Origin of the sequence: Rhizobium sp. C4 (assembly GCF_021026315.1) — a bacterium.
Taxonomy (GTDB): domain Bacteria; phylum Pseudomonadota; class Alphaproteobacteria; order Rhizobiales; family Rhizobiaceae; genus Ensifer_A.
The window spans coordinates 118,328-142,168 of record NZ_JAJNCX010000013.1; the positions used below are offsets into that span (position 1 = coordinate 118,328).

At 62.2% G+C, this 23,841-nt stretch carries 22 protein-coding genes and 2 pseudogenes; 15 read left to right on the top strand and 9 right to left on the bottom strand.

Going from position 1 to position 23,841, the window contains the following annotated elements; translation table 11 throughout:
- Positions 1 to 160: 160 nt before the first annotated feature.
- From LQK84_RS20245 to LQK84_RS20255, 3 genes are all read left to right on the top strand, one after another.
- On the top strand, positions 161 to 1,630 hold the full coding sequence (locus LQK84_RS20245; protein WP_230830537.1) for a YcjX family protein: 1,470 nt from the start codon (positions 161 to 163) through the stop codon (positions 1,628 to 1,630).
- Positions 1,627 to 2,673 carry a YcjF family protein gene (locus LQK84_RS20250; protein ID WP_230830538.1) on the top strand — a complete coding sequence of 349 codons (1,047 nt, stop codon included), beginning with the start codon at positions 1,627 to 1,629 and terminating at the stop codon, positions 2,671 to 2,673. The genes LQK84_RS20245 and LQK84_RS20250 overlap by 4 nt, the downstream gene beginning before the upstream one ends.
- A 195-nt stretch (positions 2,674 to 2,868) precedes the next feature.
- Entirely contained in the window at positions 2,869 to 3,396 is a 528-nt protein-coding gene (locus tag LQK84_RS20255) for a hypothetical protein (protein WP_230830539.1), read from the top strand.
- Positions 3,397 to 3,427: 31 nt separating this feature from the next.
- On the opposite strand, the gene LQK84_RS20260 is transcribed toward LQK84_RS20255, so the two are convergent.
- Genes LQK84_RS20260 through LQK84_RS20270 form a run of 3 tightly spaced genes read right to left on the bottom strand, consistent with a single transcriptional unit; the run spans position 3,428 to position 5,318 of the window.
- The gene (locus tag LQK84_RS20260; RefSeq protein WP_230830540.1) at positions 3,428 to 3,877 is read right to left on the bottom strand and encodes a hypothetical protein; all 450 of its coding nucleotides are present in this window, start codon (positions 3,875 to 3,877) and stop codon (positions 3,428 to 3,430) included.
- 12 nt (positions 3,878 to 3,889) lie between these two features.
- Complete coding sequence (locus LQK84_RS20265) at positions 3,890 to 4,342, bottom strand: hypothetical protein (RefSeq protein WP_230830541.1); 453 nt, start codon at positions 4,340 to 4,342, stop codon at positions 3,890 to 3,892.
- A gap of 7 nt (positions 4,343 to 4,349) precedes the next feature.
- Positions 4,350 to 5,318 (bottom strand): OmpA family protein, encoded by a 969-nt coding sequence (locus LQK84_RS20270; RefSeq protein WP_230830542.1) that lies wholly within the window; start codon positions 5,316 to 5,318, stop codon positions 4,350 to 4,352.
- 198 nt (positions 5,319 to 5,516) lie between these two features.
- Between LQK84_RS20270 and LQK84_RS20275 the strand changes: the two genes are divergently transcribed.
- Entirely contained in the window at positions 5,517 to 6,575 is a 1,059-nt protein-coding gene (locus tag LQK84_RS20275) for a hypothetical protein (protein ID WP_230830543.1), read from the top strand.
- Positions 6,576 to 6,578: 3 nt separating this feature from the next.
- On the opposite strand, the gene LQK84_RS20280 is transcribed toward LQK84_RS20275, so the two are convergent.
- On the bottom strand, positions 6,579 to 6,932 hold the full coding sequence (locus LQK84_RS20280) for a gamma-butyrobetaine hydroxylase-like domain-containing protein (protein WP_230830544.1): 354 nt from the start codon (positions 6,930 to 6,932) through the stop codon (positions 6,579 to 6,581).
- A gap of 193 nt (positions 6,933 to 7,125) precedes the next feature.
- Between LQK84_RS20280 and moaA the strand changes: the two genes are divergently transcribed.
- From moaA to mobB, 6 genes and pseudogenes are all read left to right on the top strand, one after another.
- Entirely contained in the window at positions 7,126 to 8,115 is a 990-nt protein-coding gene (gene moaA, locus LQK84_RS20285) for a GTP 3',8-cyclase MoaA (RefSeq protein WP_230830563.1), read from the top strand.
- A gap of 36 nt (positions 8,116 to 8,151) precedes the next feature.
- Positions 8,152 to 8,598 (top strand): hypothetical protein, encoded by a 447-nt coding sequence (locus LQK84_RS20290; protein WP_230830545.1) that lies wholly within the window; start codon positions 8,152 to 8,154, stop codon positions 8,596 to 8,598.
- Positions 8,599 to 8,601: 3 nt separating this feature from the next.
- Positions 8,602 to 8,826 carry a DUF1176 domain-containing protein gene (locus LQK84_RS25275; RefSeq protein ID WP_330166429.1) on the top strand — a complete coding sequence of 75 codons (225 nt, stop codon included), beginning with the start codon at positions 8,602 to 8,604 and terminating at the stop codon, positions 8,824 to 8,826.
- Positions 8,827 to 8,873: 47 nt separating this feature from the next.
- Entirely contained in the window at positions 8,874 to 9,779 is a 906-nt protein-coding gene (locus LQK84_RS20295) for a DMT family transporter (protein ID WP_230830546.1), read from the top strand.
- A 43-nt stretch (positions 9,780 to 9,822) separates the two neighbouring features.
- A pseudogene (gene mobA / locus LQK84_RS20300) lies at positions 9,823 to 10,359 on the top strand (molybdenum cofactor guanylyltransferase MobA); the annotation flags it as partial.
- A gap of 30 nt (positions 10,360 to 10,389) precedes the next feature.
- A pseudogene (gene mobB, locus LQK84_RS20305) lies at positions 10,390 to 10,908 on the top strand (molybdopterin-guanine dinucleotide biosynthesis protein B); the annotation flags it as partial.
- Positions 10,909 to 12,213: 1,305 nt separating this feature from the next.
- Here mobB and LQK84_RS20310 read toward each other — a convergent pair.
- The 5 genes from LQK84_RS20310 to LQK84_RS20330 all read right to left on the bottom strand — a co-directional run bounded on the left by LQK84_RS20310 (position 12,214) and on the right by LQK84_RS20330 (position 17,944).
- Positions 12,214 to 13,452: a DUF1501 domain-containing protein gene (locus LQK84_RS20310; protein WP_230830547.1), complete on the bottom strand. Its 1,239-nt coding sequence runs from the start codon at positions 13,450 to 13,452 to the stop codon at positions 12,214 to 12,216.
- Between the two features lie 4 nt (positions 13,453 to 13,456).
- The gene (locus LQK84_RS20315) at positions 13,457 to 14,962 is read right to left on the bottom strand and encodes a DUF1800 domain-containing protein (RefSeq protein WP_230830548.1); all 1,506 of its coding nucleotides are present in this window, start codon (positions 14,960 to 14,962) and stop codon (positions 13,457 to 13,459) included.
- 181 nt (positions 14,963 to 15,143) lie between these two features.
- Positions 15,144 to 16,166, bottom strand: a complete 1,023-nt coding sequence (locus tag LQK84_RS20320) for a potassium channel family protein (protein WP_230830564.1) — start codon at positions 16,164 to 16,166, stop codon at positions 15,144 to 15,146.
- 97 nt (positions 16,167 to 16,263) lie between these two features.
- A complete protein-coding gene (locus LQK84_RS20325) occupies positions 16,264 to 16,665 on the bottom strand; it encodes a VOC family protein (protein ID WP_230830549.1) in 402 nt (133 codons plus the stop codon).
- A gap of 46 nt (positions 16,666 to 16,711) precedes the next feature.
- The gene (locus LQK84_RS20330; RefSeq protein ID WP_230830550.1) at positions 16,712 to 17,944 is read right to left on the bottom strand and encodes a hypothetical protein; all 1,233 of its coding nucleotides are present in this window, start codon (positions 17,942 to 17,944) and stop codon (positions 16,712 to 16,714) included.
- A gap of 240 nt (positions 17,945 to 18,184) precedes the next feature.
- Here LQK84_RS20330 and uvrB point away from each other — a divergent pair, with 240 nt between their 5' ends.
- The 5 genes from uvrB to LQK84_RS20355 all read left to right on the top strand — a co-directional run bounded on the left by uvrB (position 18,185) and on the right by LQK84_RS20355 (position 23,695).
- Positions 18,185 to 21,043 (top strand): excinuclease ABC subunit UvrB, encoded by a 2,859-nt coding sequence (gene uvrB / locus LQK84_RS20335; protein ID WP_230830551.1) that lies wholly within the window; start codon positions 18,185 to 18,187, stop codon positions 21,041 to 21,043.
- 125 nt (positions 21,044 to 21,168) lie between these two features.
- Complete coding sequence (locus LQK84_RS20340) at positions 21,169 to 21,660, top strand: histidine kinase (RefSeq protein WP_230830552.1); 492 nt, start codon at positions 21,169 to 21,171, stop codon at positions 21,658 to 21,660.
- A gap of 154 nt (positions 21,661 to 21,814) precedes the next feature.
- Positions 21,815 to 22,306, top strand: a complete 492-nt coding sequence (locus LQK84_RS20345; RefSeq protein ID WP_230830553.1) for a histidine kinase — start codon at positions 21,815 to 21,817, stop codon at positions 22,304 to 22,306.
- A 99-nt stretch (positions 22,307 to 22,405) separates the two neighbouring features.
- Positions 22,406 to 22,981 carry a nucleoside 2-deoxyribosyltransferase gene (locus LQK84_RS20350; RefSeq protein WP_230830554.1) on the top strand — a complete coding sequence of 192 codons (576 nt, stop codon included), beginning with the start codon at positions 22,406 to 22,408 and terminating at the stop codon, positions 22,979 to 22,981.
- A 225-nt stretch (positions 22,982 to 23,206) separates the two neighbouring features.
- Complete coding sequence (locus LQK84_RS20355) at positions 23,207 to 23,695, top strand: histidine kinase (RefSeq protein WP_230830555.1); 489 nt, start codon at positions 23,207 to 23,209, stop codon at positions 23,693 to 23,695.
- The last annotated feature ends 146 nt before the right edge of the window (positions 23,696 to 23,841 follow it).

The window sequence follows — 23,841 nt, forward strand, 5'->3', positions numbered from 1 at the left end:
AGCATCTGGGGTTAGACGCACTCGTCGCAAACCCGGGGCCGGGACGCCGTCAGTCAGTCATAACCTTGATCGGCCGGCAGCAGCGCCGCACCACAACAATTGAACCGCCGCTTCGCGCAACCTATATCTTCATCATGATCCCGCCGACCCGCGAGCCCGCATGACGCCTTCCCTGACATCGCTGACGGATGACATGCTGATTGCGGCGGAGAACCTCGCCGATCTCGGCAAGGGCCTCGTCAATCCATCGCTCCGACTCGGCGTCACCGGCCTTTCCCGCTCCGGCAAGACGGTGTTCATCACTGCGCTGGTGCATAATCTCGTCCATGGCGGTCGCCTGCCGCTGGTGCGCGCGCTGCATCAGGGCCGGGTCTCCTCCGTCCATCTCGATCCGCAGCCGGACGATGCCGTGCCGCGCTTTCAATATGAGGACCATGTCCGCGACATGGTGGAAAAGCGCATCTGGCCGGATAGCACCCGCTCCATCTCCGAACTGCGCCTGACCATCCATTATGAAAGCGCCAGCGGCTGGAACCGTTTCTTCCGCCCCGGCACGCTGAATGTCGATATCGTCGACTATCCCGGCGAATGGCTGCTCGACCTGCCGCTCCTGACGCAGGATTATGCGGAATTCTCGAAGAATGCGCTCACCCTTTCGCGCTCCGAAATCCGTGGCCCGCTGGCGCGCGAATGGCTGGGGCTGGCCGAACGCATCGACCCCGCCTCGCCCGCCGACGAACTCGTCGTGCGCGACATGGCGCAGGCCTACGCGGCCTATCTGAGGGCCTGCAAATCGGATGAGCGCTCGCTTTCCATGCTGCCGCCCGGCCGTTTCCTCATGCCCGGCGATCTCGAAGGCTCGCCGGCGCTGACCTTCGCCCCGCTTGTCCGCCTCACCGACGGTCCCGGACCGAAAGGCTCCTATCAGGCTATGATGGAGCGGCGCTTCGAGGCCTATAAAGCCATCGTCGTGCGCCCCTTCTTCCGCGATCACTTCGCCCGTCTCGACCGCCAGATCGTGCTGGTCGACACGCTTCAGGCCGTCAATCGCGGACCGGAAGCCTTGAAGGATCTGGAACATGCGCTCGGCGACGTGCTCTCCTGCTTCCGCGCTGGCAAGGGCAATATCCTGTCCTCGATCCTCACGCGCCGCATCGACAAGGTGCTGATCGCCGCCACCAAGGCCGATCATCTGCATCACGAAAGCCACGACCGGCTGGAACTCCTGACCCGCCGCCTCGTCTCCGGCGCGCTCACCCGCATCGGAGTGTCGGGCGCCGGCATAGAAACCGTGGCGCTCGCCTCGGTGCGGGCCACCCGCGAGGCCACCGTCAAACATGCCGGCGAAGACCTGCCCGTGATCAGCGGCACGCCGATCGATGGCGAAATCATCGATGGCGAGCGCTTCGATGGCAAGCGCCGCACCGCCGTCTTCCCCGGCGACCTGCCGAAGGATCCGGAAACCCTGTTCGACAGCGCCGGCCATGCCTCCTTGCTGAAACCCGGCGATTTCACAGCCGTCCGCTTTCGCCCGCCGGAACTGGGCTCGGCGGCGGGGCTCGAATTGACGCTGCCCCATATCCGGCTCGACCGCGCCATCGAATTTCTGATCGGAGACCGGCTGGCATGAGCGAAGACACGCCCCGCAAACCCATGAAATTCTCCGCAGCCCCCGAAACAACGGCCGACCCCCCGTCGCGACGCCCCGCCTGGTTCGACAACGGCGTTATCGAAACGCCGCTGGAGGAGGACATCTTCGAAGCAGAAGGCATCGAGGCGGAACGGCGCATCGCCGAAACCGGCACGCTGAAGCCCGCCCGCCGCTTCCCCTTCTTCAAGATCTTCTCAGGCGCGCTCGGCGTGCTGGTCTCGATGGGCATCGGCCTCTGGATCGACAACCTCGTCAACAATCTGTTCGGTCGCGAGGACTGGCTCGGCTATGTCGCGCTCGCCACTGTCGCCGTTCTGGTCCTCTCGGCCATCGGCTTCGTCACACGCGAACTCTATGGCCTGAAGAGCCTGACCAACATCCAGACGCTGAAACAGGAGGCGCGCGACGCCGCCCGTTCGAAGAGCCGCGACGAGGCCGCCAAAACCGTCAAGGCGCTCTCCGCACATCTCGCCCACCGCCCGGAAACCGCGCGTGGCCGAAAGGCGCTGGAGGATCACGCCCGCGAGATCATCGACAATCCCGGCATGATGGCGCTGGCCGAAAGCGAGCTGCTGTCTCCGCTCGACGAAGAGGCGCGCCGCATGATTGCCAATGCCGCACGCCGCGTTTCCGTAGTGACGGCCGTTAGTCCGCGCGCCTTGGTCGATATCGGCTACGTGCTTTTCGAAGCCGCCCGCCTCATCCGCATGCTCGCCTTCCTCTATGGCGGCCGGCCCGGCTTTTTCGGCCTCATCCGCCTGCTGCGCGAAACCGTGGCACATCTGGCGGTCACGGGCGCGATTGCCGTGGGTGACGATGCCATTCAACAGGTGCTCGGCCATGGCCTCGCCTCCAAGGTTTCCGCCCGTCTCGGCGAAGGCGTGGCGAACGGTTTGATGACGGCGCGCATCGGCATTGCGGCCATGGATTTGTGCCGTCCGATGGATTTTGCCGAAATCCGTCGCCCAAAGGTCACAGACTTTCTGAATGTCCTGAAAGACGCATCGAAAACCGCTCGCTGACGTTGGACAAGCGCGATTTTTTGAGTTACCGCCTCAAATCAGGAAGTGTTTCGAGTGCTTCGTTTATTGTCCACGGGGATGTGGACAATGCTTCAGGAAACGGTCCCTGGACAGGTGTTTTTCATAGTCCATTAACCATTCCGCGCGAGACTTCGAGACAAGTTCCGGTGCCTGTCCCCCGTTCAAGGAAGTCCGATGTCCGTCAAGCTTTCCATTGCCGCAGCCGTTCTCGCGTTTGCCGCTGTTTCGCCGCTCGCAGCCCAGGCTGGCGACCGCGAATTCTTTGACAGCACCGCAGGCATCTGGCAGGGCCCGGGCGAAATCGTCGCCGGCAAGTACAAGGGCACGAAATTCACCTGCGATCTCAAGGGTGAGTCGAAGTCTTCCGGAGCAGGCCTCAAGCTCGATGGCTCCTGCCGCGTCGGCGTCTTCGCCCAGCCGATGTCCGCCACGATCGAGCGTAACGGCGAAAGCTACAAGGGCTCGTTCCTTGACGGTTCCGACGGCAAGGGTCTCGACATCGTTTCGGGTGCCGTCGTCGGCAACCGCGTCATCGTCGGCATCAATCGCAAGAACCTGAACGGCGCGATGATCGCGCGCCTCAAGGACAAGAACACGCTGAACGTCACCATCTCCGTGCGCGTCAACGACAGCCTCGTTCCGGTCATCGGCATGACGCTCGACCGCAAGATGGACCAGGCCTCGGTCGGCTCGATCAAGTAAGCCGACTGAAATCCGGGACGCGCGCGCAGGCTCAGCCTGCATCCACTCCGGCATAGCGGTCCGATACCCAGCCTGACCTGCAGGGTCCGAGATAGGGTCCTTCATAGGAAGGATCCGGTATTTCGCACATGGTATCAAATTCACCTTTGAAGGTCTCGTCGGCCGGATAAACCACGCCGATAAATCCATTCTTCCTGGCCTCGGTGTCGCCTGAATAGATGATGACCGAGCGGCCATTTTTCAGCCGGTCCAGTTCCCGCGCCTTTACGGAGGGCGCGGCACGCACCGATAGAAACCCGTCTCCGCCTTTCTTCAATCCTTGAACCGAGCCGTAGGACGCGGCTGGGTAAATCTTGCCGGCGACGATAAAGGGGTGGATCGTCATCGCGCGCGGCGTGACTTCATCTGCCAGGGCGCTGCAGGAGACGGTGACGACGAGGAGCGGGACAGCCTGCCTCAAATGTAAAATCTTGGGTCTCATAGCGTGCGCCTTTCAATCCGCCAGAACCTGCACGAAGCGCTGCGCGACCCACCCTGACTTGCACGGTCCCTTGTAGGGTCCTTTGTCATAGGGCGGCGTTTCCCGCAGCCCGCACGTTTCGGTCAACGGCTTCTCGGACTTGTCGTCCAGATTATAGATCACCCCGACAAAGCCGGCTTCCGTTCCGCGTTTTATCCGATCTGTGGCAATCACATACGCTCCCTGCGTGAGACGCCCTATTTCGTCCGCCTTGACAGACGGAGCCGCCCGCACCGAGACGAAGCCATCTCCACCCTTCTTCAATCCCACGATCTGCGACACAGCCCCACCCGGAAAGATCTCTTCTCCATCGAGAACGATCGGTGTGACCGTGACGCTCTCGGGCGCAACCTGACCGGCCTGCAACGGCGCGGCGATGAGCAATCCCAGCAGACCGACAGAAATTGCAGCAGGTACTCTCATCATCCCGCCCTCAACGCTTCACAAGTTCGACGCGACGGTTCTTGGCGCGGCCCGCATCGTCATCATTGGAGGCGATCGGCGCGGACATGCCGGCACCGAAGGGCGTCAGCCGGGAAGCCGAAATGCCGTAATGCTGGGCGAGATCGGCCGCAACAGCCTGCGCGCGCCGCTTCGACAGATCGACATTGTAGTCGAAACCGCCCTTGCCGTCGGTATGGCCGGTGACGACCAGCGCGACTTCGCTATTGGCCTTCAGGAACTTGGCGATCTCGTCCAGCGTCGGCCGCGATTCCGGCTTGATGTCGGCCTTGTCGAAATCGAACTGGATGCCATAGAGCGCCACATGGCCGCTGGCCGAAATCGACTTTGCCATGGCCCCCGCATCGACAAAGGCAATCTGCCCGCTCTGCATCGGCTTCACGTCGGCAACAATGACATGCACCAGGGGCCCGGTCTTGTTGTCGCCGAGAAAGACGGCGGCGTAGGTATCGCCTTCGGGCTTTGACGCCTTGGCGAGCAGATAGCGCACGCCATCGCCATAGCGATAGTTGATCTGCCCGTCACCCGCCGCAAAGCTCATGCGGTAGGGGCTGGATTTGTCCTTCACGCAGGTGTCGTTTGCGCAGGAAAAGACGGTCTCGAAGCCCTTGGACTTCAGCGACTCCTCATAATTGTGGATGATCTCCAGCGAAGAGCGATCCTTCGGCGCGTTGTAGCGGATGTCGGTAATCTTGCCCTCGACCTTGATGCTGTTGCCATCCGTGAAGGCCTCGCCATCGGTCTTGAAATCGACCGGCGCGATGATGAAGCGGTGTTCGTTGAATGCCTCGCTCTTGTAGTCGATGATCTCCGAGCCCGTGTAGCGCCCGACCAGCGGATGATCCTTCGAGCCTGCGACATCCTTGGCGGCAGCCCCGCCGGCGAGAAGTCCCGCGCAGACCAGCGCGGCAGTCGTTGTGATGAAAGTCGAGCGGTTCATGGACGGAAACTCCCTCAATTAAGTGATCTGGTCAGTGTTCTGGCCGCGTGGCCATCTCTGTCACAGTCTAGGACGTGCGACGGCGGCAATAAATTCGCCCGCATCCTCTTCCGAGACGTAACAAGAGGCCAAGGCTTGCAATATTCCCCGGACGGGGAATAATTGACCTGTCTCGCCGTGTTGAAGACAGGGGGCAATATGAGCGGACGTCTGGGTTCCAAGCGGCAATGGACCGAGCTCGATCTCGTCGCCTCGACGGGGGTCGGCATGGAGCCGATCGCCTCCGATCTCTGCCGGATACTCCGCCATCTCGTGAATGCCGATGCCGGCGCCATCTTCTGGATGGGCGACAACGGCCTGCCCTCCGGCTTCTTCCACGAGGATTCCGACGCGTCCGTCCGCGACCTCTTCGCCAATGCCTATGAGGAGCTGTTCATCGGCGACTGGGAGGTCAACGTCGCCTCGCTGATTGCGCGGACGGATTTCGATTGCGGCCATCTCATCGCGCCGCCAAGCCAATACTGGAAATCCAACACCTACAACCTGCTGGTCCGCGCCAGCGGGCATCACCACACGATCGATCTGCGGGTCGATGAAGGCGGACGCGCCCGCGCCGTCGTGCTTCTTTTCCGATCCGCGCGGCGTTCCGCCTTCGACGAGGACGACCGCGACCGCCTGCGGCTGGCGCTGCCGGCGCTGAGACGCGCCCTGCACACGCCCTCCGACGCGACGCGCTGGATGGCCAAGGGCGCGCCGGCCTATGTGATTGTCGATGGAACCGGAAGCACCCTGCTCTTTGCGTCGGAAACGGCGGCAAGCTCCCTTCAGAAGGGCAATCTGGTCGCCCAGGGTGTGCCGCAGACGGGACGGCTGGTGTCTCCGCCGGCCTTCGCAGGCACGCTCTGCCGGCGGCTGGCAAACGAGCTGCGTCCGGGCCTCCGCCTGCCTGTCCCCGAAGGACGTCTCAATGTCTCGGCCGAGCGGCTGGAGCGCGCCGGGGCCGAAAGCGCCGTGCTGCTGACGATCCAGCATGAAGAGCCGGACCGGATTGCCGTCGTCCGCCGCGTGCTGGCGCTCGACATTTCGCCGCGCCAGAAATCCCTGGTGCTCGCCGCCGCCTCCGGCGCATCCCGCATGGAAGCCGCCGCCCAGACCAACACCAGCGCCGAAGCAATGAAGAAACACCTTGCAACGATCTACGAGGCGACCGGCGCAAGATCGTGGACAGACCTCTCCCGCGCCTTCGCGCCGGGTTGAGGTTCAGCCTCGCGCCATGCCCTTGGCCGTCAGCTCGGCGAGGTAATCCGCAAACAGTGCATCGCCCTCTTCGCCCAGCTGGCGCAGATAGACCCAGGTATAGATGCCACTGTCATGCATGTCGTCGAAACCGATGCGCACCGCATAATTGCCCGACGGCTGCACGCTGATGATCTCGACATTGCGCTTGCCCGGCACCGTCACCTTCTGCCCCGGCCCGTGACCCTGCACTTCCGCCGAGGGAGACAGGACACGCAGCATTTCGGCGGCCAGCGGAAACACCTTCCCGTCATCGAATGTCACCGTCATTGTGCGGCGATCCTTGGAAACCTTGATGGCGGTCGGACGGGGGCTCATGGCATTGCTTTCAAAAATTTGATTGGCGCGTGTTCTGCCCCATATAATAGACAGAGGGTGCAGCGCAAAGCACCGTTTCTGCGACACGCGAACGACTTGACCCGAAGCAATCCCGTCGTCACATTGAGGACGGAGGAGTAAGACGTTGAACCAGCACAATCCGGTTACCGCCGACGTGAGCGCACGCGCGCCGATGATCGACCCCTTCGGGCGGATGGTCTCCTATTTGCGCGTCTCCGTCACCGACCGCTGCGACTTCCGCTGCACCTACTGCATGGCCGAGCACATGACCTTCCTGCCGAAGCGCGACCTGCTGACGCTGGAGGAACTCGACCGTCTCTGTTCGGCCTTCATCGCCAAGGGCGTGAAGAAGCTGCGGCTGACCGGCGGCGAGCCGCTGGTGCGCAAGAACATCATGTATCTCATCCGCGAGCTCGGCAAGAAGGTCCATTCCGGCGAGCTGGAAGAGCTGACGCTGACCACCAACGGCTCCAATCTCGAGCGCTTTGCGCCCGAGCTGGCAGACGCCGGCATCCGCCGCATCAATGTCTCCGTCGACACGCTCGACCCGGCAAAGTTCCGCGAAATCACGCGGCTCGGCGATCTCGACAAGGTTCTGGCCGGCATCGAGGCGGCCCAAAAGGCCGGCATCAGGGTCAAGCTGAATGCCGTGGCGCTGAAAGGTTTCAACGAGCAGGAAATCCCCGACATGATCGCCTGGGCGCATGGCCGCGGCATGGACATGACGCTGATCGAGACCATGCCGATGGGCGAGATCGAGGAAGACCGCACCGATCAGTATCTTCCGCTCTCCCAGGTCCGCGCCGACCTGTCCGAGCGCTTCACGCTGACCGACATTCCCTTCCGCACCGGCGGCCCGGCCCGCTATGTCGACGTGAAGGAAACCGGCGGCAGGCTCGGCTTCATCACGCCGATGACGCATAATTTCTGCGAAAGCTGCAACCGCGTCCGCCTCACCTGCACCGGCACGCTCTACATGTGCCTCGGCCAGAACGACGCGGCCGACCTGCGCAGCGTCTTGCGCGAAAGCGACGACCCGGCCGTCCTCTCCGCCGCCATCGACGAGGCCATCCTCCGCAAGCCCAAGGGCCACGATTTCATCATCGACCGCGACCACAAGCGCCCCGCCGTCGCCCGCCACATGAGCGTCACCGGGGGGTGATCGTTGGCCTTCGTGATGGCAAGGGGGGAGAAAATCTTGAAACAACGGATGCTGTTCTCGATCGTGGCGGCAACGCTGCTGACAACAACGGCGGCAATGGCCGAAGACAAACCTGCAGAACCCGCCAAACCTGAAGACCCGGCCATCGTCGCAGCGCGCAGCTTCGCACTCGCCGCCGTCCCCGGCGAATGCGACGAGCGGACCGCCGACAATGCCGAGATGGGCAAGGACAGCGTCTATCCGCTGACCTGGAAGGAAAGCCATGGCAACCCGCCGGCCGAACACAAGGCGACGCTCTACGAGATCTTCTGCTCTGCGGGCGCCTATAATGTCTTCAATCTCTATGTCCTGAAGGCTGAGGACGACAAGCTGTCACTGGTCTCCTTCGCCAGCCCGAGTTTCACCGTCGCCTATGTCGAAGGCGACGAGACACTGACGAAGCTCAAGCACGATCCTGTCATCACCGGCTACGACACTTCATAACTTCTGACCAATCCCTTCTTCGACGAGAAAACCCAGTCGATCACTGAATTCGGCAAGTGGCGCGGGCTCGGCGATGCCTGGTCATCAGGCGACTGGCGCTTCGAGGCGGGCAAGTTCGTCATGGTGCGCTACGAGATCGATCCGATCTATGAAGCCAATCTCGACAATCCGCCGCAAAAGCTTGCGGACAAGAGTTTCAAGCTTTTCCCGCCGGCGAAAAGCAAATAAGCCGGAAGGAAGAAAGAGAACGCAATCCAAGCTGAAAGCATGCCGGAATGGCCGTGTCGGACAATATCAAGGGCGCGATCTACATGTCGATCGCCATGGCCGGCTTCGGCTTCAACGACATGCTGGTCAAGACGGCGACGAAGACGCTGGAGACCGGCGAGATCATCCTGATCCGCGGCACGATCTCGACCTTCCTCATCTTCCTGCTGGCGCTGCACACGGGGGCGCTGAGACCACTGAAAACAGTCCTTCATCCCATGCTGGCCTTTCGCGTTCTGGCCGAAGTGACGGCGACCTTCACCTATATCTACGCGCTTGGCCAATTGCCGCTGGCCAATGCCGGCGCGATCCTGCAGTTCCTGCCACTCGCGGTGACGCTGGGGGCCGCGATCTTTCTGCGTGAGCCGGTCGGCTGGCGGCGCTGGGGCGCGATCATTGCCGGCTTTTTCGGCGTGCTGCTGATCATCAAGCCCGGCCCGGACGGCTTTTCGCTCGCCTCCTTCCTGGCGCTCGCCTGCGTCTTTGCCGCCGCCGCCCGCGACATCGCCACCAAACGCCTGCCGGAAGGCATTCCCACGGTTTTCGTCACGCTCATGACCTCGCTGGCCGTCATGGTCGGCGCCGGCATCTTCATCCAGCCGCTCGGCGGCCTGCATGCCCCGAGCGCCATGGAAGTGACCATTCTGTCGCTCTCCGCCGTCTGCCTGATGGTCGGCTATCTGGGCCTGATCACCTCCATGCGCACCGGCGAAATCTCCTTCATCGCCCCCTTCCGCTACACCTACATGATCTGGGCGCTGGCGCTGAGCTTCACCGTTTTCGGTGACCTGCCGGATATCTTCATGCTCGCCGGCTGCGCCATTGTCGTCGCCTCGGGCATCTATACTTTCTATCGCGAAAACCGCCGCGGAACCGGCCTGCCCGCCCAGTCGCTACCGCGCGCACCGCATTGAAGAGCCACGGATGAACAACGAAACGAAACTCAAGTTTCCCGGAATGGTCCTGGCCGGCGGCCGCTCCACCCGCATGGGCGAGGACAAGGCGGCAAAAAACTTAGCCGGCAAACCATTGGCGCGGATCGTTGCCGCACGCCTTGCCGCACAGGCCTCCCCGGTCTTCATCAACACCCGCAATCCGGCCCTTTCGAGCCTTGGCTACGACCTGCTGCCCGACACAATCGAAGGCCAGGAAGGCCCGCTCGCCGGCATCCTCGCCGGCCTTGAGCACATCGCGGCCACCCTGCCTGGCGCGACGCATCTCGTCGTCGTTCCGGCGGATGCGCCCTTCTTCCCGGAAGTGCTGGTCGACCGCCTCGCAGCCGCCATCGACACGCCCGAAGAAATCGCGATGGCCGCCTATTGCGGCGATCCGGAACCCGCCTTCGCGCTCTGGCCGGTGGCCTTGGCCTCCCGCCTGCGTCACTGGCTGGAGACCGGCGAAAACCGCGCCATCCGCGCCTTCGCAGCCACCTGCGACGTCCGCCTCGTCGATTTCGTCGAAGAGCCCCAGCACAGCTTCTTCAACGTCAACCGCCCCCGCGATTTCGAGCGCGCAAGAGACCTGATGGGTCTCGGCCAGGCCCCGAAAATCCTCGGCATTTCCGGCTGGAAGAATTCCGGCAAGACCGGCCTCACCGTCCGCCTCGTCGAGGAATTGACGGCGCGCGGCTACCGCGTCTCGACCATCAAGCACGCCCACCACGATTTCGACATCGACAAGGTCGGCGCCGACAGCTTCCGCCACCGCCAGGCCGGCGCCCACGAAGTCACCATCGTTTCCGGCACCCGCTACGCCATCATGCACGAGTTGCGCGGCAACCCCGAGCCGAGCTTCGAAGACGTGCTTGCCCGCCTCGCCCCCTGCGACATCGTCGTGATCGAGGGCTACAAGCGCGAACCCGTCCCAAAGATCGAGGCCCGCCGCGTCGAAGCCAAGAGCCGCGTGCCGCTGGCACCGGAAGACCCGCATATCGTGGCCATTGCGGCCGATCACCCGGTGGAGGATAGCGCGCTGCCGGTGTTCGATCTGGATGACACGCAGGCGATCGCCGATTTTGCGGAAAGGTTGCTGGGGTTCAGTGAAACTATCGCTCAGCCGCGGAAACCCCTCGTTTCCCTAGACACAGAAGCTGACCTCAAAAAGCGAGATGCAATTCGCAAGATGCTTCTGACGGACTGGGACCCGATCGGAATATCAGATGTTCCAAGGGTAGCAGACGAATATGACGCCTACGCTGACATTGTCTGCTCCATGGTCCGGGGGAAGGATATAACCGCTGAGGACGTGAGCCGTTATCTCTTTCACGTCGCAACCCATGAGATGAAACTCTCATTTCCCGAACTGAGGGAACGCTGCCAAAAGGTTGCGCATGCCGTCATGGCCATTCGCTAAGGATTATTTCGGTGCGGAGTCGCGAGGCAGTCATCTCGGACTTGGATACCGGATCAAGCACGGCGCATGACGGAGAATGTGGCACGACGGCGCAGCCCCTCTTCGCCCCACCGGGGAGAGGATAGCCTGCTACCCGAGAGCCGCAGGCGATTGGCGTGGCAGGCTTGGGTAGAGGGGTGAATTGCGGCAGATGCCGAGGATAAATCGAAACCCCTCACCTGGAAAATCTAGCACTTAGCTAAAGCTAAGATGCTGATTTTCCTTCCTCTCCCACAAGGGGAGAGGACCGGACGTCATCCCCCAATTTCCCCGCTATCTGCACTCCGCTTATTCTGTAGCTCTCCCGCCACCGGATGGACCAGCGACGACTGGTTCAGGCGGGAGGAGAGCTTGGTGGCGTCCCTCGTAACGTGCGGGAGATGTCATCAGGGGACGCGGGCAGCGTTGGGGCATGACAAAACCTCGGCGAAACGACTCCCCCGATGGGCCGCGAATGGCTCGGCGGCTTGGCAACGCCAAAGAACCCGTCTGCCTCCGCAGACGGCTTAGCGAGGCGGCCCGCGTTTGAGGATCAGGGGCGGATGAGCCCCTGCCTTGCAGATCTCGACGGGTCGCGCTGGCGCTCCGCCGTATTTTTAAACTACCCATCAGGGCGGCGCGTCAGCGTGGCTCTCCGGAAGTTTGCGTCCAGAGACAGGGACAAGAGCGATAGACCGGAGGATAACTCGGGAAAGGTTTTTTCCGAGTGATTTGGCACGCCGTCAGCGGCCAATCTCCCCCCGTGCGGGGGAGATGTCACGGAGTGACAGAGGGGGGTGAGCCACGCGGAAGAACATCAATGGGGACAGAGCGTGTCGCACCATACCCCCCTCTGCCCTGCCGGGCATCTCCCCCTTGAAGCGGGGGAGATTGGCTAGAGGCACTGTCCCACCTCAGGATGAGGACAGAGCAAGGGGCACGACGTTCGACCTCTCTCACATGGAGGGAGGACGGACGTCATGCCACTTTCATCAACCCATCCATGGGCTTTACGGCGCCGCTATCGGGGAAAACATCTCTGCCCAGCGCTGCCTCTTCGATCCCGAGGTGATCGCGCAGCGCGCCCTTGAGCACCGAACGCAGATCTGTCGTCGGCGCAAGGTCGCGCGCCTGGAACAGCGCCTTGTCGGACAGGCCGGGCCAGTCGGCCAGCACGCGGCCGCCCTTGACTGCGCCGCCGGCCAGGAAGGCCACCGTCGCGGTGCCGTGGTCGGTGCCTTCCGTGCCATTCATCCGAACGGTGCGGCCGAACTCCGTGGCGACCACCACCACGGTCTCGTTCCAGGCCGGCCCGAGCGAGGTCTTGAGCGCGGCGAGCCCGGCATCGAGCTCCGCCAGCGCCTTGCCGAGATTGTCGCCTTCCGGCCGCTCGGTCGCATGTGTGTCCCAGCCGTCGAGGTCGATCGCGCCGATCCGAGGCCCGTTGGGGTCGGTGAAGAGCTTGGCGACCATCTGCATGCCCTTGACGAAATTGGAATTCGCCTCCGGATGGTCCGCACCCGGCTGCCCCATGGCCGCGCTCATGCCGGCATTGGCCGAGGCGATCCGTTCCAGGTCAAGCCCGCGCCCGAAAGCGCTTGCCAGCGTTGGATCGGCCGACTTGTAGAAGTTCAGAAGCCGCGCCCGTGCATCCTCCGTCGCCGGTTTCACGCCGCCGGCCGCCCAGGTGAGCGTCGAGGCCGGGCCGCGCATGATCAGCGGAACCGTCGGCCCGATGGCAAGACCGCCGGCCTTGACGCTGCCCGCCTTGCCAAGCTGCGACATGGCGCGGTTGAGCCAGCCGGTGCTGACAGCACCGGTGCCGGAAAGCCCGCTTTCCAGCACGTCCTGCCCATCGAAATGCGAGCGATCGCGATAGGGCGTCGCCACCGCGTGAATGGCCAGCGCCTCGCCCTGCGAGAACATCTCATGCAAGGCGACGAGTTTCGGGTTCATGAGGAAGCCGCCGGCAATCGGCAACCCGGCCGGCGTGCCGTCAGCGCCCAGGATCAGTCCGGCGCGAGCACGCTCGAAATCCGGATCGAAGGCCGGCTCGATGACGGCGAGCCCATCCATGCCACCGCGCAACACGACCGTCAGAAAGCGCGGGTCGCGCCCCGGTGCGGCGCTGGCAAATTGCGGCGCGAAGGACCAGGCGGTGAAGGCTCCGGCGGTCAGAAGGAAGCCGCGACGGGTCGGATGCAGAAATTCGAACATGGGACTACCTCACCTGAATCTCGGGGGACATGACGATCATGGCCAGCGCCTCGCGGCGGCTTGCGGCCCGCTTGATCGCCGTCTGCATGTCGGACTTCAGCGCCGGACCGAAGAGCGCGGATGCAAGCTCCATCGGCTCCGGCGGGGTCTTCGGCTGGCCGGCCAGTTGCAGCGCATAGTCGAAGCGCTTGACCAGCGCATTGGGCGCGGCCCAGGCCATGTCATTGTCCGGAAAGCCGTTGGGCGAACGCGGGGTCCACAGCGGCTGGCCAAGCACGCGGGCAAAATTCACGACCTTCTTTGGGTCCGTGTTGAGCGCCAGAATGCGCTCGCAACAGATCGCCATGTCATAAGGGGAAATGACCTTGGCCGGCGCGAGGCTCCAGGCCTCAGGCGCCTTGACCAGCGTCAACATCGTCTCGCGCAGATCGCCATTCGTGGCGCGGAAACGCTTGGCCACCGTCTCGACAAGCGCGGGCGAAGCCTTGTCGCCAACGAAATGGCGCACCAGCTTCTCGGCAATATGCTGCGCCGTGGCCGGATGCGCGGCCAGCATGTCGAGCAGCGCCTCCCCCTGCGCCTCGCCCCCTTCGGCAAAGGGCGTGCCCATGACCGTAAAGGCGCCCGGTTCATGCCGGTTGGGGTCGAACTTGAAAGCGCCGGGGCTGGGATCCTTGTCGCCCGCAATGCCCCAGCCGGTGATGATGCGCGCGGCATTGGTCACATCGGTCTGATTGTACCCGGCCTTCACACCGACCGTATGCAGCTCCATCAACTCGCGGCCGAGATTCTCGTTCAGCCCCTTCTTCTGCTTCTGCCCGGCCTTGGAAGTGGGGCCGAAGGAGACATGATTGTCGAGATAGTAGAGCATCGCCGGGTGATGCATGATCGCGCCCAGCATGTCGCGAAACCGCCCGGTGACATAAGGCCGGATCGCCTCACGCTCATAGGCCCCGGCAATCACCCGGACATCCTCGCCCTTGGAACAGGAAATGCAGAAATGCCCGGCCCAGAAATCCGTCAACCGCTCGATGAGGGGCCGGTCGGAGGTCACAGCCGCCTGCTGACGATAGGCTGCCTCATTCTCGAACTGGATGCGAACGAACTCGTTCTTCTGCTTGAAGATTTCCTTGTTCTCGGCCGTCACGGCCGCCGCGGCGTCCGGCGTCTTGACCATCATCACGGCTCCATCCGGAGCCTTGGCCGCACCGGCAGCAGCGGCGCCCACCGCGCCATTGCCTGAAGCACCATTGCCCGGCGCACCATTCACGGGCGCGGCGGCATTGACGACCGCCGCCCGCGCATCGCGCACCTCCCGTTGCCGTTCGCGCAGTTCGCGCAGAATGTCCGTCGAGGGCAACAGACCGGACGTGTCAGAATATTTATAACCGTCAAGCTGCAAAAGAACCGTCTCTCGCGCGTCGGACCCGGCCTTGCGCCAGCCGTCCGGCACCGGCCCGAAGCCGAAACGCCTTTGCGCCGTCACGGCCATCTCATCTGCAAGCGCCATGCGGAAAACCCTCCATGGAAAACACGAAGGCGTGGTTACGCCCACGCCGGTTGATCCAGCTTGTTGAACAGCATCTCAATACTAACATTATTATGCCTTGCTGACACGAATGCGGCGCAAAACAGAGCTTACAGAGATTTAATCTAAGCCATCAGAATGACGCCGTGGCAGCGATGGAGCCCTACCCGAACATCGCCCGCGCCGCCGTCACGCTCCGTCCCACGATCACGATCCCGTCGCCGCTTTCGACGACGAGCGAAGGATCAGGCGATGCGATGACTTCGCCGCTCTGCCGGTTGACCTGAACGATGAAGAAGACGCCATGGGCGCGGGTCTCGATCTCGGTGATGGAAAGCCCGGTGAGCGGCCCTTCGGCGGGCACGATGACGACATCCATCTCCAGCCCCAGCCCGCGCAGCGAATGTTCCAGCTCCTGCATCTGCGCGCTGGTTCTGAGCCGCCGCGCGGCTTCCGGATAAAGGATCAGCTCGGCGATCCGTTCCGCGCCGATATGGGCGGGCAGCACGACCTTGTTGGCGCCGGCCTGCTTCAGCTTGTTCTCGGTAGACGGCACCTCGCCGCGTGCGATGATCTCGATCTGCGGATTGAGCGCGCGGGCCGAAAGCGTGATGAAGACATTGGCCGCATCATTGGGCAGAACGCACGCCAGCGTATGCGCCCGGTCAATGCCGGCATGTTTCAGCACCTCCTCATGCGTGCCGTCGCCGACAAGACAGAGATAGCCGTTCTCGCGGATCTCGATCGCCCGCGTCTCGCTCATCTCCAGCACGACGAACTTGCGCCCCGCCGCCTTGAGCTCCCGCGCCAGCATATAGCCGATGCGCCCGAAGCCGACGACGATGACATGATCCTTCAGCTTCTCGATTTCCGACTGCATGCGATTGCTCCCCAGGATTTGGCGGATCTGCGTGATGGTGAGAAACTGGATGAGCGCACCGGTCAAGAGGATCATCCCCGTGCAGCCGAAGATCATCAGGAACACCGTCACCAGATGGAGATAGGTCGTGTCGATCGGACGCACTTCGCCATAGCCGACCGTGTAGACGGTGAGCAGCACCATGTAGAACGCATCGTCGAAATCCCACCCCGCGCCCATATAGGCAATCGTGGCAATCACCACGACCGTGAGATTGAACAACACGATATTCGCCAGAGTGCGCCCCGGCGAGCGGAAGAGATTCATCAATGCATGCCCCCGAGGCCGGGAATCACGACGGGTTCCGGGCTTGCGGCGGAGTATTTAAGGGAGGTGGGGAGGTTGGCAAGGGTGGAGGCTTGCTTCAGGTGCCAGACCCTGAGTCTTCGGGAGAGATGGCCTGCGGCTCGCCCACTTCAACCGCATGTCGGTCCGGATCGTAGAACCGGAACACCCGCTGCCCCCACGCCTGTCGCTCAACCGGGTGGATCAACTCGACATGCGGCGCAATACGCTCGAAGGCGGCGTCGACATCGTCGTGCTCGAAATAGAGAAGCAGGTTTGCGCGCCCGTACGGTCCCATGTCAGGAAACGTCTCTCTCCAGACCGTCTGCTCAAGAGAACGCCCTTCATGAATGGCAAAACCGCCCTCGAAAAGAACGAAATTGCCGAAATCTGCCCTGACCGTCAGACCTAGCAAGTCGCGATAAAAGGAGGTGGACCGTTGGATATCGCTTACGAAGGGAATGGGATTGATGAAGCGCATCGGGAACGTTCCGGGTAACATGCCCACATCGTGAGCCGAAATACACTCAACCGCAGACGATTTTGTGCCTGCTGATCACGTTGTCTTTCGAACGAGCGGGTAATAAACGGTGATCTTTTAGCGAAGCACAGAAAATGGACGAATCCGAACTTGTCAGCTCCGCCTTGGCGAGCAGCCCTTCGTACCATGTGCCGATCATAAAACTATAAGCAGCAGAATATTCATAACCTATTTCGGGTCCAGTCGACAGAAGTGATGCGACGTACGCGGCATCCTGCGCGTCAGCTGTTGGGACGACAGCCGTCTCATTCGTGGCTCCTGTCAAAGCAGGCCCCCTCGTTCGAACCGGCCCCAGAGGAAGTCCCAGCCCTTGTAGGGCAGATGCCAATTCAATTGGACTCGTGGATGCCATTTTCCTGTCCCACGTAAGACCGCCGCCCCGTTCACCCGCGCCAAGCGATCCGACATTAAAGACCAAGAAGCCGAGCGGACGCTCATAGAATATTTGCTCACGATGAAAAAGCGAGGTTCCGGCTCGCGTATTACCACGATAGGCCGACGCTGATCGGTAGCGGCTTGGTGCATAAGGTGTAAGGGAATCAAAACTCGAATGGGAGGAAGTCTCAGCGAGAACCAGTGTGAGTTCAGCCGGTGCCCCGGTGTCGGCGCTGAACAGCGCACATCTTTGGTCGGCAGGAAAATCACGGTCAATGTCTCGGCACTGGTCTGGCGTCCCCGGGATCAAGAACGCGCGGCTTTCTCCAGGTGTCTTGCCTACCATATCACCGGTGACAATGAGGCGAACCCAGGCGACTTGGCCGCCGGTCAAAAGTCTCTCACATAAGTCAAAACAAGGATTCTGCTGAAGAAAAATATCGAGGGGTCGTTTCGACGCTTCAAACCTGAGACTTGCCGATGCGGGCCGAACAATCTCCACGCCAAACGGGGCGCGAAATATCTCCGGTGTCCTTGCAGCAATCTCGCGTTTGGCAACGTCTTTCCCTGCCTCCCAATCTGCCACCAATCCCGGACCAAAAATAACAAGAACTAATAGAAGGATACTGAAAATAGGCGACCAAGTTCGCCAGCGAGGTCTACCTGCAAGCATTACACTTGGAAATGCAGCCCAAAGACAAAGGCAAACCATAGGCAACGGAATTACAAGAGGTGCCGTAATCCCTACAGTCATGATCAGAACATATAGCGCTACGTAAGGAAGGCTGAGCAGGAATGTGGCCACCGTCGCAGTCACCAAAGCGAGAAAGTAGAAATTGCGCATGACAGCGTCTCAAATCTTCCTGCGAAACAAACGCCCGATAGCTACCTGGAATTGTAAAATGAACTCTTAAGAGAATCTCTCTGCCGGCACATCGGGACCGCGAACCCTACCGCCAACCTCGCTATAGCACGAATTTCCCGCCCAGACCTGGGCCCGCTCCTGCCACTTCCTGTCAGCATCCCCACCCTTCCCGCCCCTCGCCCCCTTCCCTTTTCCCCTGACTCGTCCCATATTCCGGCCATGGCCAGATCACCGAAAAATTCTTCCCGCTCCTCCGGTTTCGAGGAGGCGCCGCAGGCTCCTTTTGAGGGGGCGCCGCTGGAAGGCAGCGTGACGGATTGGATCAAGCAGCTGGAGGCCGAGGCCGAGGCGGATAGCCGGCGCAGCGAGATGCGGGAAATCCGGTCGAAGGCCGGCACGCATCGGGTGACGGTGGAGAACAAGGCGCTGAAGGAAGCTTCCGCGCCTGCGCCGGCAGGCAAGCAGGGCACGCGGTCGAACCTCAAGGAAGTTCAGGGCGTCGGCGACAAGCGCACCTCGCGCGGCACCTCCATCGGCGCGTCCTCCGATCCCAAGACGCGCGCCGCTGCCGGCCTCAATCCCGTGGCTGGCATGGAATTGTCTCTGGAAGAGGCCGATGCGCTGGCCTCCACGGGCGGCGTCACGGCGACGGTGGATGCGCTGTCGAAGCTGATCGAGAGCGGCAATCCGCTGTTCAAGGACGGCAAGATCTGGACGCCGCATCGCCCTGCCCGGCCGGAAAAGTCGGAAGGCGGCATCGCCATCCGCATGGTCAGCGAATATGAGCCCGCCGGCGACCAGCCCACCGCGATTGCCGATCTGGTCTCCGGTCTCGAATCCGGCGAAAGATCGCAGGTGCTTCTCGGCGTCACCGGTTCGGGCAAGACCTTCACCATGGCGAAGGTGATCGAGCAGACGCAGCGCCCGGCCGTCATTCTCGCGCCCAACAAGACGCTGGCGGCGCAGCTCTATTCGGAATTCAAGAATTTCTTCCCGCATAACGCGGTCGAATATTTCGTCTCCTACTACGATTATTATCAGCCGGAAGCCTATGTGCCGCGCTCGGACACCTATATCGAGAAGGAATCGTCGATCAACGAGCAGATCGACCGCATGCGCCACGCCGCAACCCGCGCCATTCTCGAGCGCGACGACTGCATCATCGTAGCGTCCGTCTCCTGCATCTACGGTATCGGTTCGGTCGAAACCTATACGGCCATGACCTTCCAGATGAAGGTGGGCGACAAGCTCGACCAGCGGCAATTGCTGGCCGACCTCGTGGCCCAGCAATACAAGCGCCGCGACATGGATTTCCAGCGCGGCTCCTTCCGGGTGCGCGGCGACACGATCGAAATCTTCCCTGCCCACCTGGAAGATGCCGCTTGGCGCATCGCCATGTGGGGCGACCAGATCGAGAGCATTTCCGAATTCGACCCGCTGACCGGCCACAAGACCGGCGATCTGGAAAGCGTCAAGATCTACGCCAATTCGCACTATGTGACGCCGCGCCCGACGCTCAATCAGGCGATCAAGCTGATCAAGGAAGAGCTCAAAGGCCGCCTTGTCGAGTTGGAAAAGGCCGGTCGACTCCTGGAAGCGCAGCGGCTGGAACAGCGCACGAAATACGATCTCGAAATGCTGGAAGCCACCGGCTCCTGCGCCGGCATCGAAAACTATTCGCGCTACCTCACCGGCCGCAATCCCGGCGAGCCGCCGCCGACGCTGTTCGAATATATTCCGGACAACGCCCTGATTTTCATCGACGAAAGCCATGTCACGATCCCGCAGATCGGCGGCATGTATCGCGGCGACTTCCGCCGCAAGGCGACGCTGGCCGAATATGGCTTCCGCCTGCCCTCCTGCATGGACAACCGCCCGCTGCGCTTCGAGGAATGGGACGCGATGCGCCCGGACACGGTCGCCGTGTCGGCCACGCCCGGCAATTGGGAAATGGAACAGGCCGGCGGCGTCTTCGCCGAACAGGTCATCCGCCCGACCGGCCTCATCGACCCGCCGGTGGAAATCCGCCCGGCCAAGAGCCAGGTGGACGACGTTCTCGGCGAAATCCGCGAGACGGCGGCCAAAGGCTATCGCACGCTGGTCACGGTTCTGACCAAGCGCATGGCCGAAGACCTGACGGAATATCTGCACGAACAGGGCGTCCGCGTGCGCTACATGCACTCGGACATCGACACGCTGGAGCGCATCGAGATCATCCGCGATCTGCGCCTGGGTGCTTTCGACGTGCTGGTCGGCATCAACCTGCTGCGCGAAGGTCTCGACATTCCGGAATGCGGCTTCGTGGCCATCCTCGATGCCGACAAGGAAGGCTTCCTGCGCTCCGAAACCTCGCTGGTGCAGACCATCGGCCGTGCCGCGCGTAACGTCGATGGCCGCGTCATCCTCTATGCCGACCAGATCACCGGCTCGATGCAGCGCGCCATGGACGAAACCTCCCGCCGTCGCGAAAAGCAGGTGGCCTATAACGAAGCGAACGGCATCACGCCGGAATCGGTCAAGGCCCGCATTTCCGACATTCTGGACAGCGTCTACGAGCGCGACCATGTCCGCGCCGACATCCAGGTCAAGGGCGTCAAGGGCGGCACCGCAAACGACCTCGTCGGCAACAACCTTCAGGCCCATCTCAACGCGCTGGAAAAGCAGATGCGCGACGCCGCCGCCGATCTCGACTTCGAGACGGCAGCGCGCCTGCGCGACGAGATCAAGCGCCTCAAGGCCGCCGAACTCGCCATCATGGACGACCCGCTGGCCCGCGAAGAGTCACGCAGCCAGGAAAAAGCAAGCAAGTCCTCGGGCCCCGCGCTCTTCGCCAAGCCTTCGCTGGACGACATGGGCCCCGGCACGGACACGGCCAAGCCGCTGTTCCGCAAGAACACGCTGGACGAGATGACCGTCGGCCGCACCGAAAAGCCGGTGCGCGGCGCCATCCCCGAAAAGGAAATCGACGATCCGCGTCCGCTGGTGCGCGGCAAGGCGGGCGTCGGCTCCTATGAGGACCCGATGGACGAGAAGCGCAAGGGCCGCACCAAGGGCAAGACCGGGCGTCCTGGGCGCTGAGCCCCCGCTTCGGATCCCTTAACCATGGCTCCATCGGCACCCCAAACATTTCCGGGATGAATGCTCGCATGCGCCGTTTTGCATGTATGGTCCGCCGGCATTTTTGCAACAAGGACCCACTGCACATGAAACATTTTCTGATGGCCGCTGCTGCCGCGCTTCTGCTTTCCACCGCCGCGCAGGCCAAGGATTTCAACATCCCGTCCGAAAAGCCGGTTGCCTCGATCACCATGCCGGAAGGCTGGACGGCAAACGAAACGGATTCCGGTCTGGAAGGCACGTCTGCCGACAGCGCCGTCTATTTCGCCGTTGATATTTCCGAAGCCGCCGCTCTCGACAAGACGATCCAGGAATCGGTCAAGTTCCTCGAAGAACAGGGCGTCAAGATCGACGAGAAGACCGAGAAGCAGAAGCAGGACAAGCTGAACGGCAAGGACGCCGTGTTCGTCAGCTGGGCCGGCACCGACAAGGACGGCCCGGCGACCATCGGCCTCGCCCTCGTCCTTCTCGATGAAAAGAACGCTCTGGTGCTGACCTATTGGGGCACGAAGGGCGAAGAAGACAAGCACGGCGCCGAGATCAACTCGATCGTCACCTCGATCAAGTCCGCCAAGTAAGCGCACCTGATCTGTCGGTCCGCTTGCCAGGGGGCGGCCGGAGCAATCCGCCGCCCCTTAACTATTGTTTCAGAACGACAATCCAGCCCCCTACCGCAGGTCTGGAATCTCTAGTAGATTCGCCTTGCTACAAAGCCTCCAGGGGATCCATTTCATGAAAAAGCTTATCATTGCGGTCTCGGCCGCGCTCCTTTTCGTCACCGCAGCCCATGCCAAGCAGTGGGACATTCCGTCCAACCGCCCGGTCGCAACGCTCAACATGCCCAGCGGCTGGAAGACCAGCGAGACGGCCACCGGCATTGAAGGCACGTCCGAAGACGACGCGGTCTATTTCTCCGTCGACCTCGCCTCGCCCAAGAAGATGGACGGCATCATCGATGACGCCGCCAAGTTTCTGGATGACCAGGGCATCAAGATCGACACCAACACGCAGAAATATTCGGAAGACAAGCTGAACGGCAAGGACATCGTCTATATCAGCTGGTCCGGCACCGACAAGGACGGCCCCGCCTCCATCGGTCTCGCCGTGCTGATCCTCGACGAGAAGACGGTTCTGGTCCTGACCTATTGGGGAACCCAGGGCGAGGAAGACAAGCACATGCCGGAAATCGGCAAGATCCTCGACTCGATCAAGCTGGCGCAGTAACGGGCGCCCGGCCCGCATTTCTCCTGCATTGCACAAGACCGTCCAGCGCCTTATGAAGGGACACGCTCCCATTCACATACCCCGCTGGACGGTCTCTTCATGTTGAAAATCTATCTCGCCGGACCCGAAGTCTTTCTCCCCAATGCCCGCGACGTTCTGGATGCCAAGGCGGCCCTCACCCGCGCCTATGGCTTCGAGCCGCTCTGCCCCGGCGACCTCGCCATCGAGCCCGCGCCGACGCGCCACCAGTTCGGCCTCAACATCAGCGCGGTCGACGAGAGCTTCATGAACGACGCCGATGGCGTGATTGCCAACCTGACGCCCTTCCGCGGCATCGCCGCAGACCCGGGCACGGTCTTCGAGCTCGGCTACATGTGCGCCAGCGGCAAGCTCGTCGCCGCCTATACCAACATGACCGAGACCCACTATGCCCGCACGGTCGACTTCTATGACGGCAAGGTCGAGCTTGCGGCCGACGGCCACAAGCGCGGCCCGGACGGCCTGTCGCTCGAGGATTTCGACATGATCGACAACCTCATGCTGCATGGCGGCGTCACCCGCCGCGGCGGCCCCGTCATCGCCCACAAGGCAGCCGCCGACGCGCTCTACACCGACCTGACGGGTTTCGAAGCCTGCCTGCGCGCGCTGGCCGAGCGGCAGGGCAAGGCCGCCTGAGCCGCAGGCACGGCTCAGCGCAGCATTTCCGCACGATATTTTTGGGATTTTTCCCGCCCCCACGCCACAAGGGGCGCGGGAAGGATTATATAAATCTGCCCCGCCGCATAAGCTGCGCGCGGGCAACGGAAACGCGCGTCGTCATCTCCGCTTCCACCGAACAACAAACCGACCGCATGGACGCCAGGATCTGACCGGCGCCTGCAAGGCTCAAGGGGACACACCATGAAGAAACTGTTCGTCGCAACAGCGGCCCTCCTTCTCTCGACCGCCGCCTTTGCCGGCGAAGTCCAGATCCCGTCGAACCGCCCGATCATCTCCGCGGACGTTCCGGACGACTGGAAGACCAACGAGACCAGCACCGGCATCGAAATCAATTCGGCCGACAACTCCGTCTACCTCTCGATCGACATCGCCTCGCCGAAGAAGACCGGCGACATGATCGACGAAGCCGCCAAGTTCCTCGACAGCCAGGGCGTGACGATCGACGAAAAGACGCAGAAATACACGGAAGACAAGCTGAACGGCAAGGACATCATCTATATCGAGTGGTCCGGCAAGGACAAGGACGGCCCCGCCTCCGTCGGCCTCGCCGCCCTCGTGCTGAACGAAAAGACCGTCGCCGTGCTGACCTATTGGGGCACGCCCGGTCAAGAAGAGAAGAATTCCGAAGCGGTGGGGAAGATCCTGGCGTCGATCAAGTCGGCGGAGTGATGCGCCTTCTCCTCTCCCCTTGTGGGACCATTGCATAACTCGCACTTGTTGGGATTTTGAGGATTGAAGACGCAGCTTTTCGAGCCCGGTTGTTGATTTTCCGGGCTTTTGGGTTGTTCTTTGTCGGCTTTGGGTGGTTTTGGGCG

What these genes read in the sequence shown, in the direction of transcription:
- LQK84_RS20245 (WP_230830537.1), top strand. Translation starts at nt 161, where the DNA reads ATGACGCCTTCCCTGACATCGCTGACGGATGACATGCTGATTGCGGCG.
- LQK84_RS20250 (WP_230830538.1), top strand. Translation starts at nt 1,627, where the DNA reads ATGAGCGAAGACACGCCCCGCAAACCCATGAAATTCTCCGCAGCCCCC.
- LQK84_RS20255 (WP_230830539.1), top strand. Translation starts at nt 2,869, where the DNA reads ATGTCCGTCAAGCTTTCCATTGCCGCAGCCGTTCTCGCGTTTGCCGCT.
- LQK84_RS20260 (WP_230830540.1), bottom strand. Translation starts at nt 3,877, where the DNA reads ATGAGACCCAAGATTTTACATTTGAGGCAGGCTGTCCCGCTCCTCGTC.
- LQK84_RS20265 (WP_230830541.1), bottom strand. Translation starts at nt 4,342, where the DNA reads ATGATGAGAGTACCTGCTGCAATTTCTGTCGGTCTGCTGGGATTGCTC.
- LQK84_RS20270 (WP_230830542.1), bottom strand. Translation starts at nt 5,318, where the DNA reads ATGAACCGCTCGACTTTCATCACAACGACTGCCGCGCTGGTCTGCGCG.
- LQK84_RS20275 (WP_230830543.1), top strand. Translation starts at nt 5,517, where the DNA reads ATGAGCGGACGTCTGGGTTCCAAGCGGCAATGGACCGAGCTCGATCTC.
- LQK84_RS20280 (WP_230830544.1), bottom strand. Translation starts at nt 6,932, where the DNA reads ATGAGCCCCCGTCCGACCGCCATCAAGGTTTCCAAGGATCGCCGCACA.
- moaA (WP_230830563.1), top strand. Translation starts at nt 7,126, where the DNA reads ATGATCGACCCCTTCGGGCGGATGGTCTCCTATTTGCGCGTCTCCGTC.
- LQK84_RS20295 (WP_230830546.1), top strand. Translation starts at nt 8,874, where the DNA reads ATGGCCGTGTCGGACAATATCAAGGGCGCGATCTACATGTCGATCGCC.
- LQK84_RS20310 (WP_230830547.1), bottom strand. Translation starts at nt 13,452, where the DNA reads ATGTTCGAATTTCTGCATCCGACCCGTCGCGGCTTCCTTCTGACCGCC.
- LQK84_RS20315 (WP_230830548.1), bottom strand. Translation starts at nt 14,962, where the DNA reads ATGGCGCTTGCAGATGAGATGGCCGTGACGGCGCAAAGGCGTTTCGGC.
- LQK84_RS20320 (WP_230830564.1), bottom strand. Translation starts at nt 16,166, where the DNA reads ATGAATCTCTTCCGCTCGCCGGGGCGCACTCTGGCGAATATCGTGTTG.
- LQK84_RS20325 (WP_230830549.1), bottom strand. Translation starts at nt 16,665, where the DNA reads ATGCGCTTCATCAATCCCATTCCCTTCGTAAGCGATATCCAACGGTCC.
- LQK84_RS20330 (WP_230830550.1), bottom strand. Translation starts at nt 17,944, where the DNA reads ATGCGCAATTTCTACTTTCTCGCTTTGGTGACTGCGACGGTGGCCACA.
- uvrB (WP_230830551.1), top strand. Translation starts at nt 18,185, where the DNA reads ATGGCCAGATCACCGAAAAATTCTTCCCGCTCCTCCGGTTTCGAGGAG.
- LQK84_RS20340 (WP_230830552.1), top strand. Translation starts at nt 21,169, where the DNA reads ATGAAACATTTTCTGATGGCCGCTGCTGCCGCGCTTCTGCTTTCCACC.
- LQK84_RS20345 (WP_230830553.1), top strand. Translation starts at nt 21,815, where the DNA reads ATGAAAAAGCTTATCATTGCGGTCTCGGCCGCGCTCCTTTTCGTCACC.
- LQK84_RS20350 (WP_230830554.1), top strand. Translation starts at nt 22,406, where the DNA reads ATGTTGAAAATCTATCTCGCCGGACCCGAAGTCTTTCTCCCCAATGCC.
- LQK84_RS20355 (WP_230830555.1), top strand. Translation starts at nt 23,207, where the DNA reads ATGAAGAAACTGTTCGTCGCAACAGCGGCCCTCCTTCTCTCGACCGCC.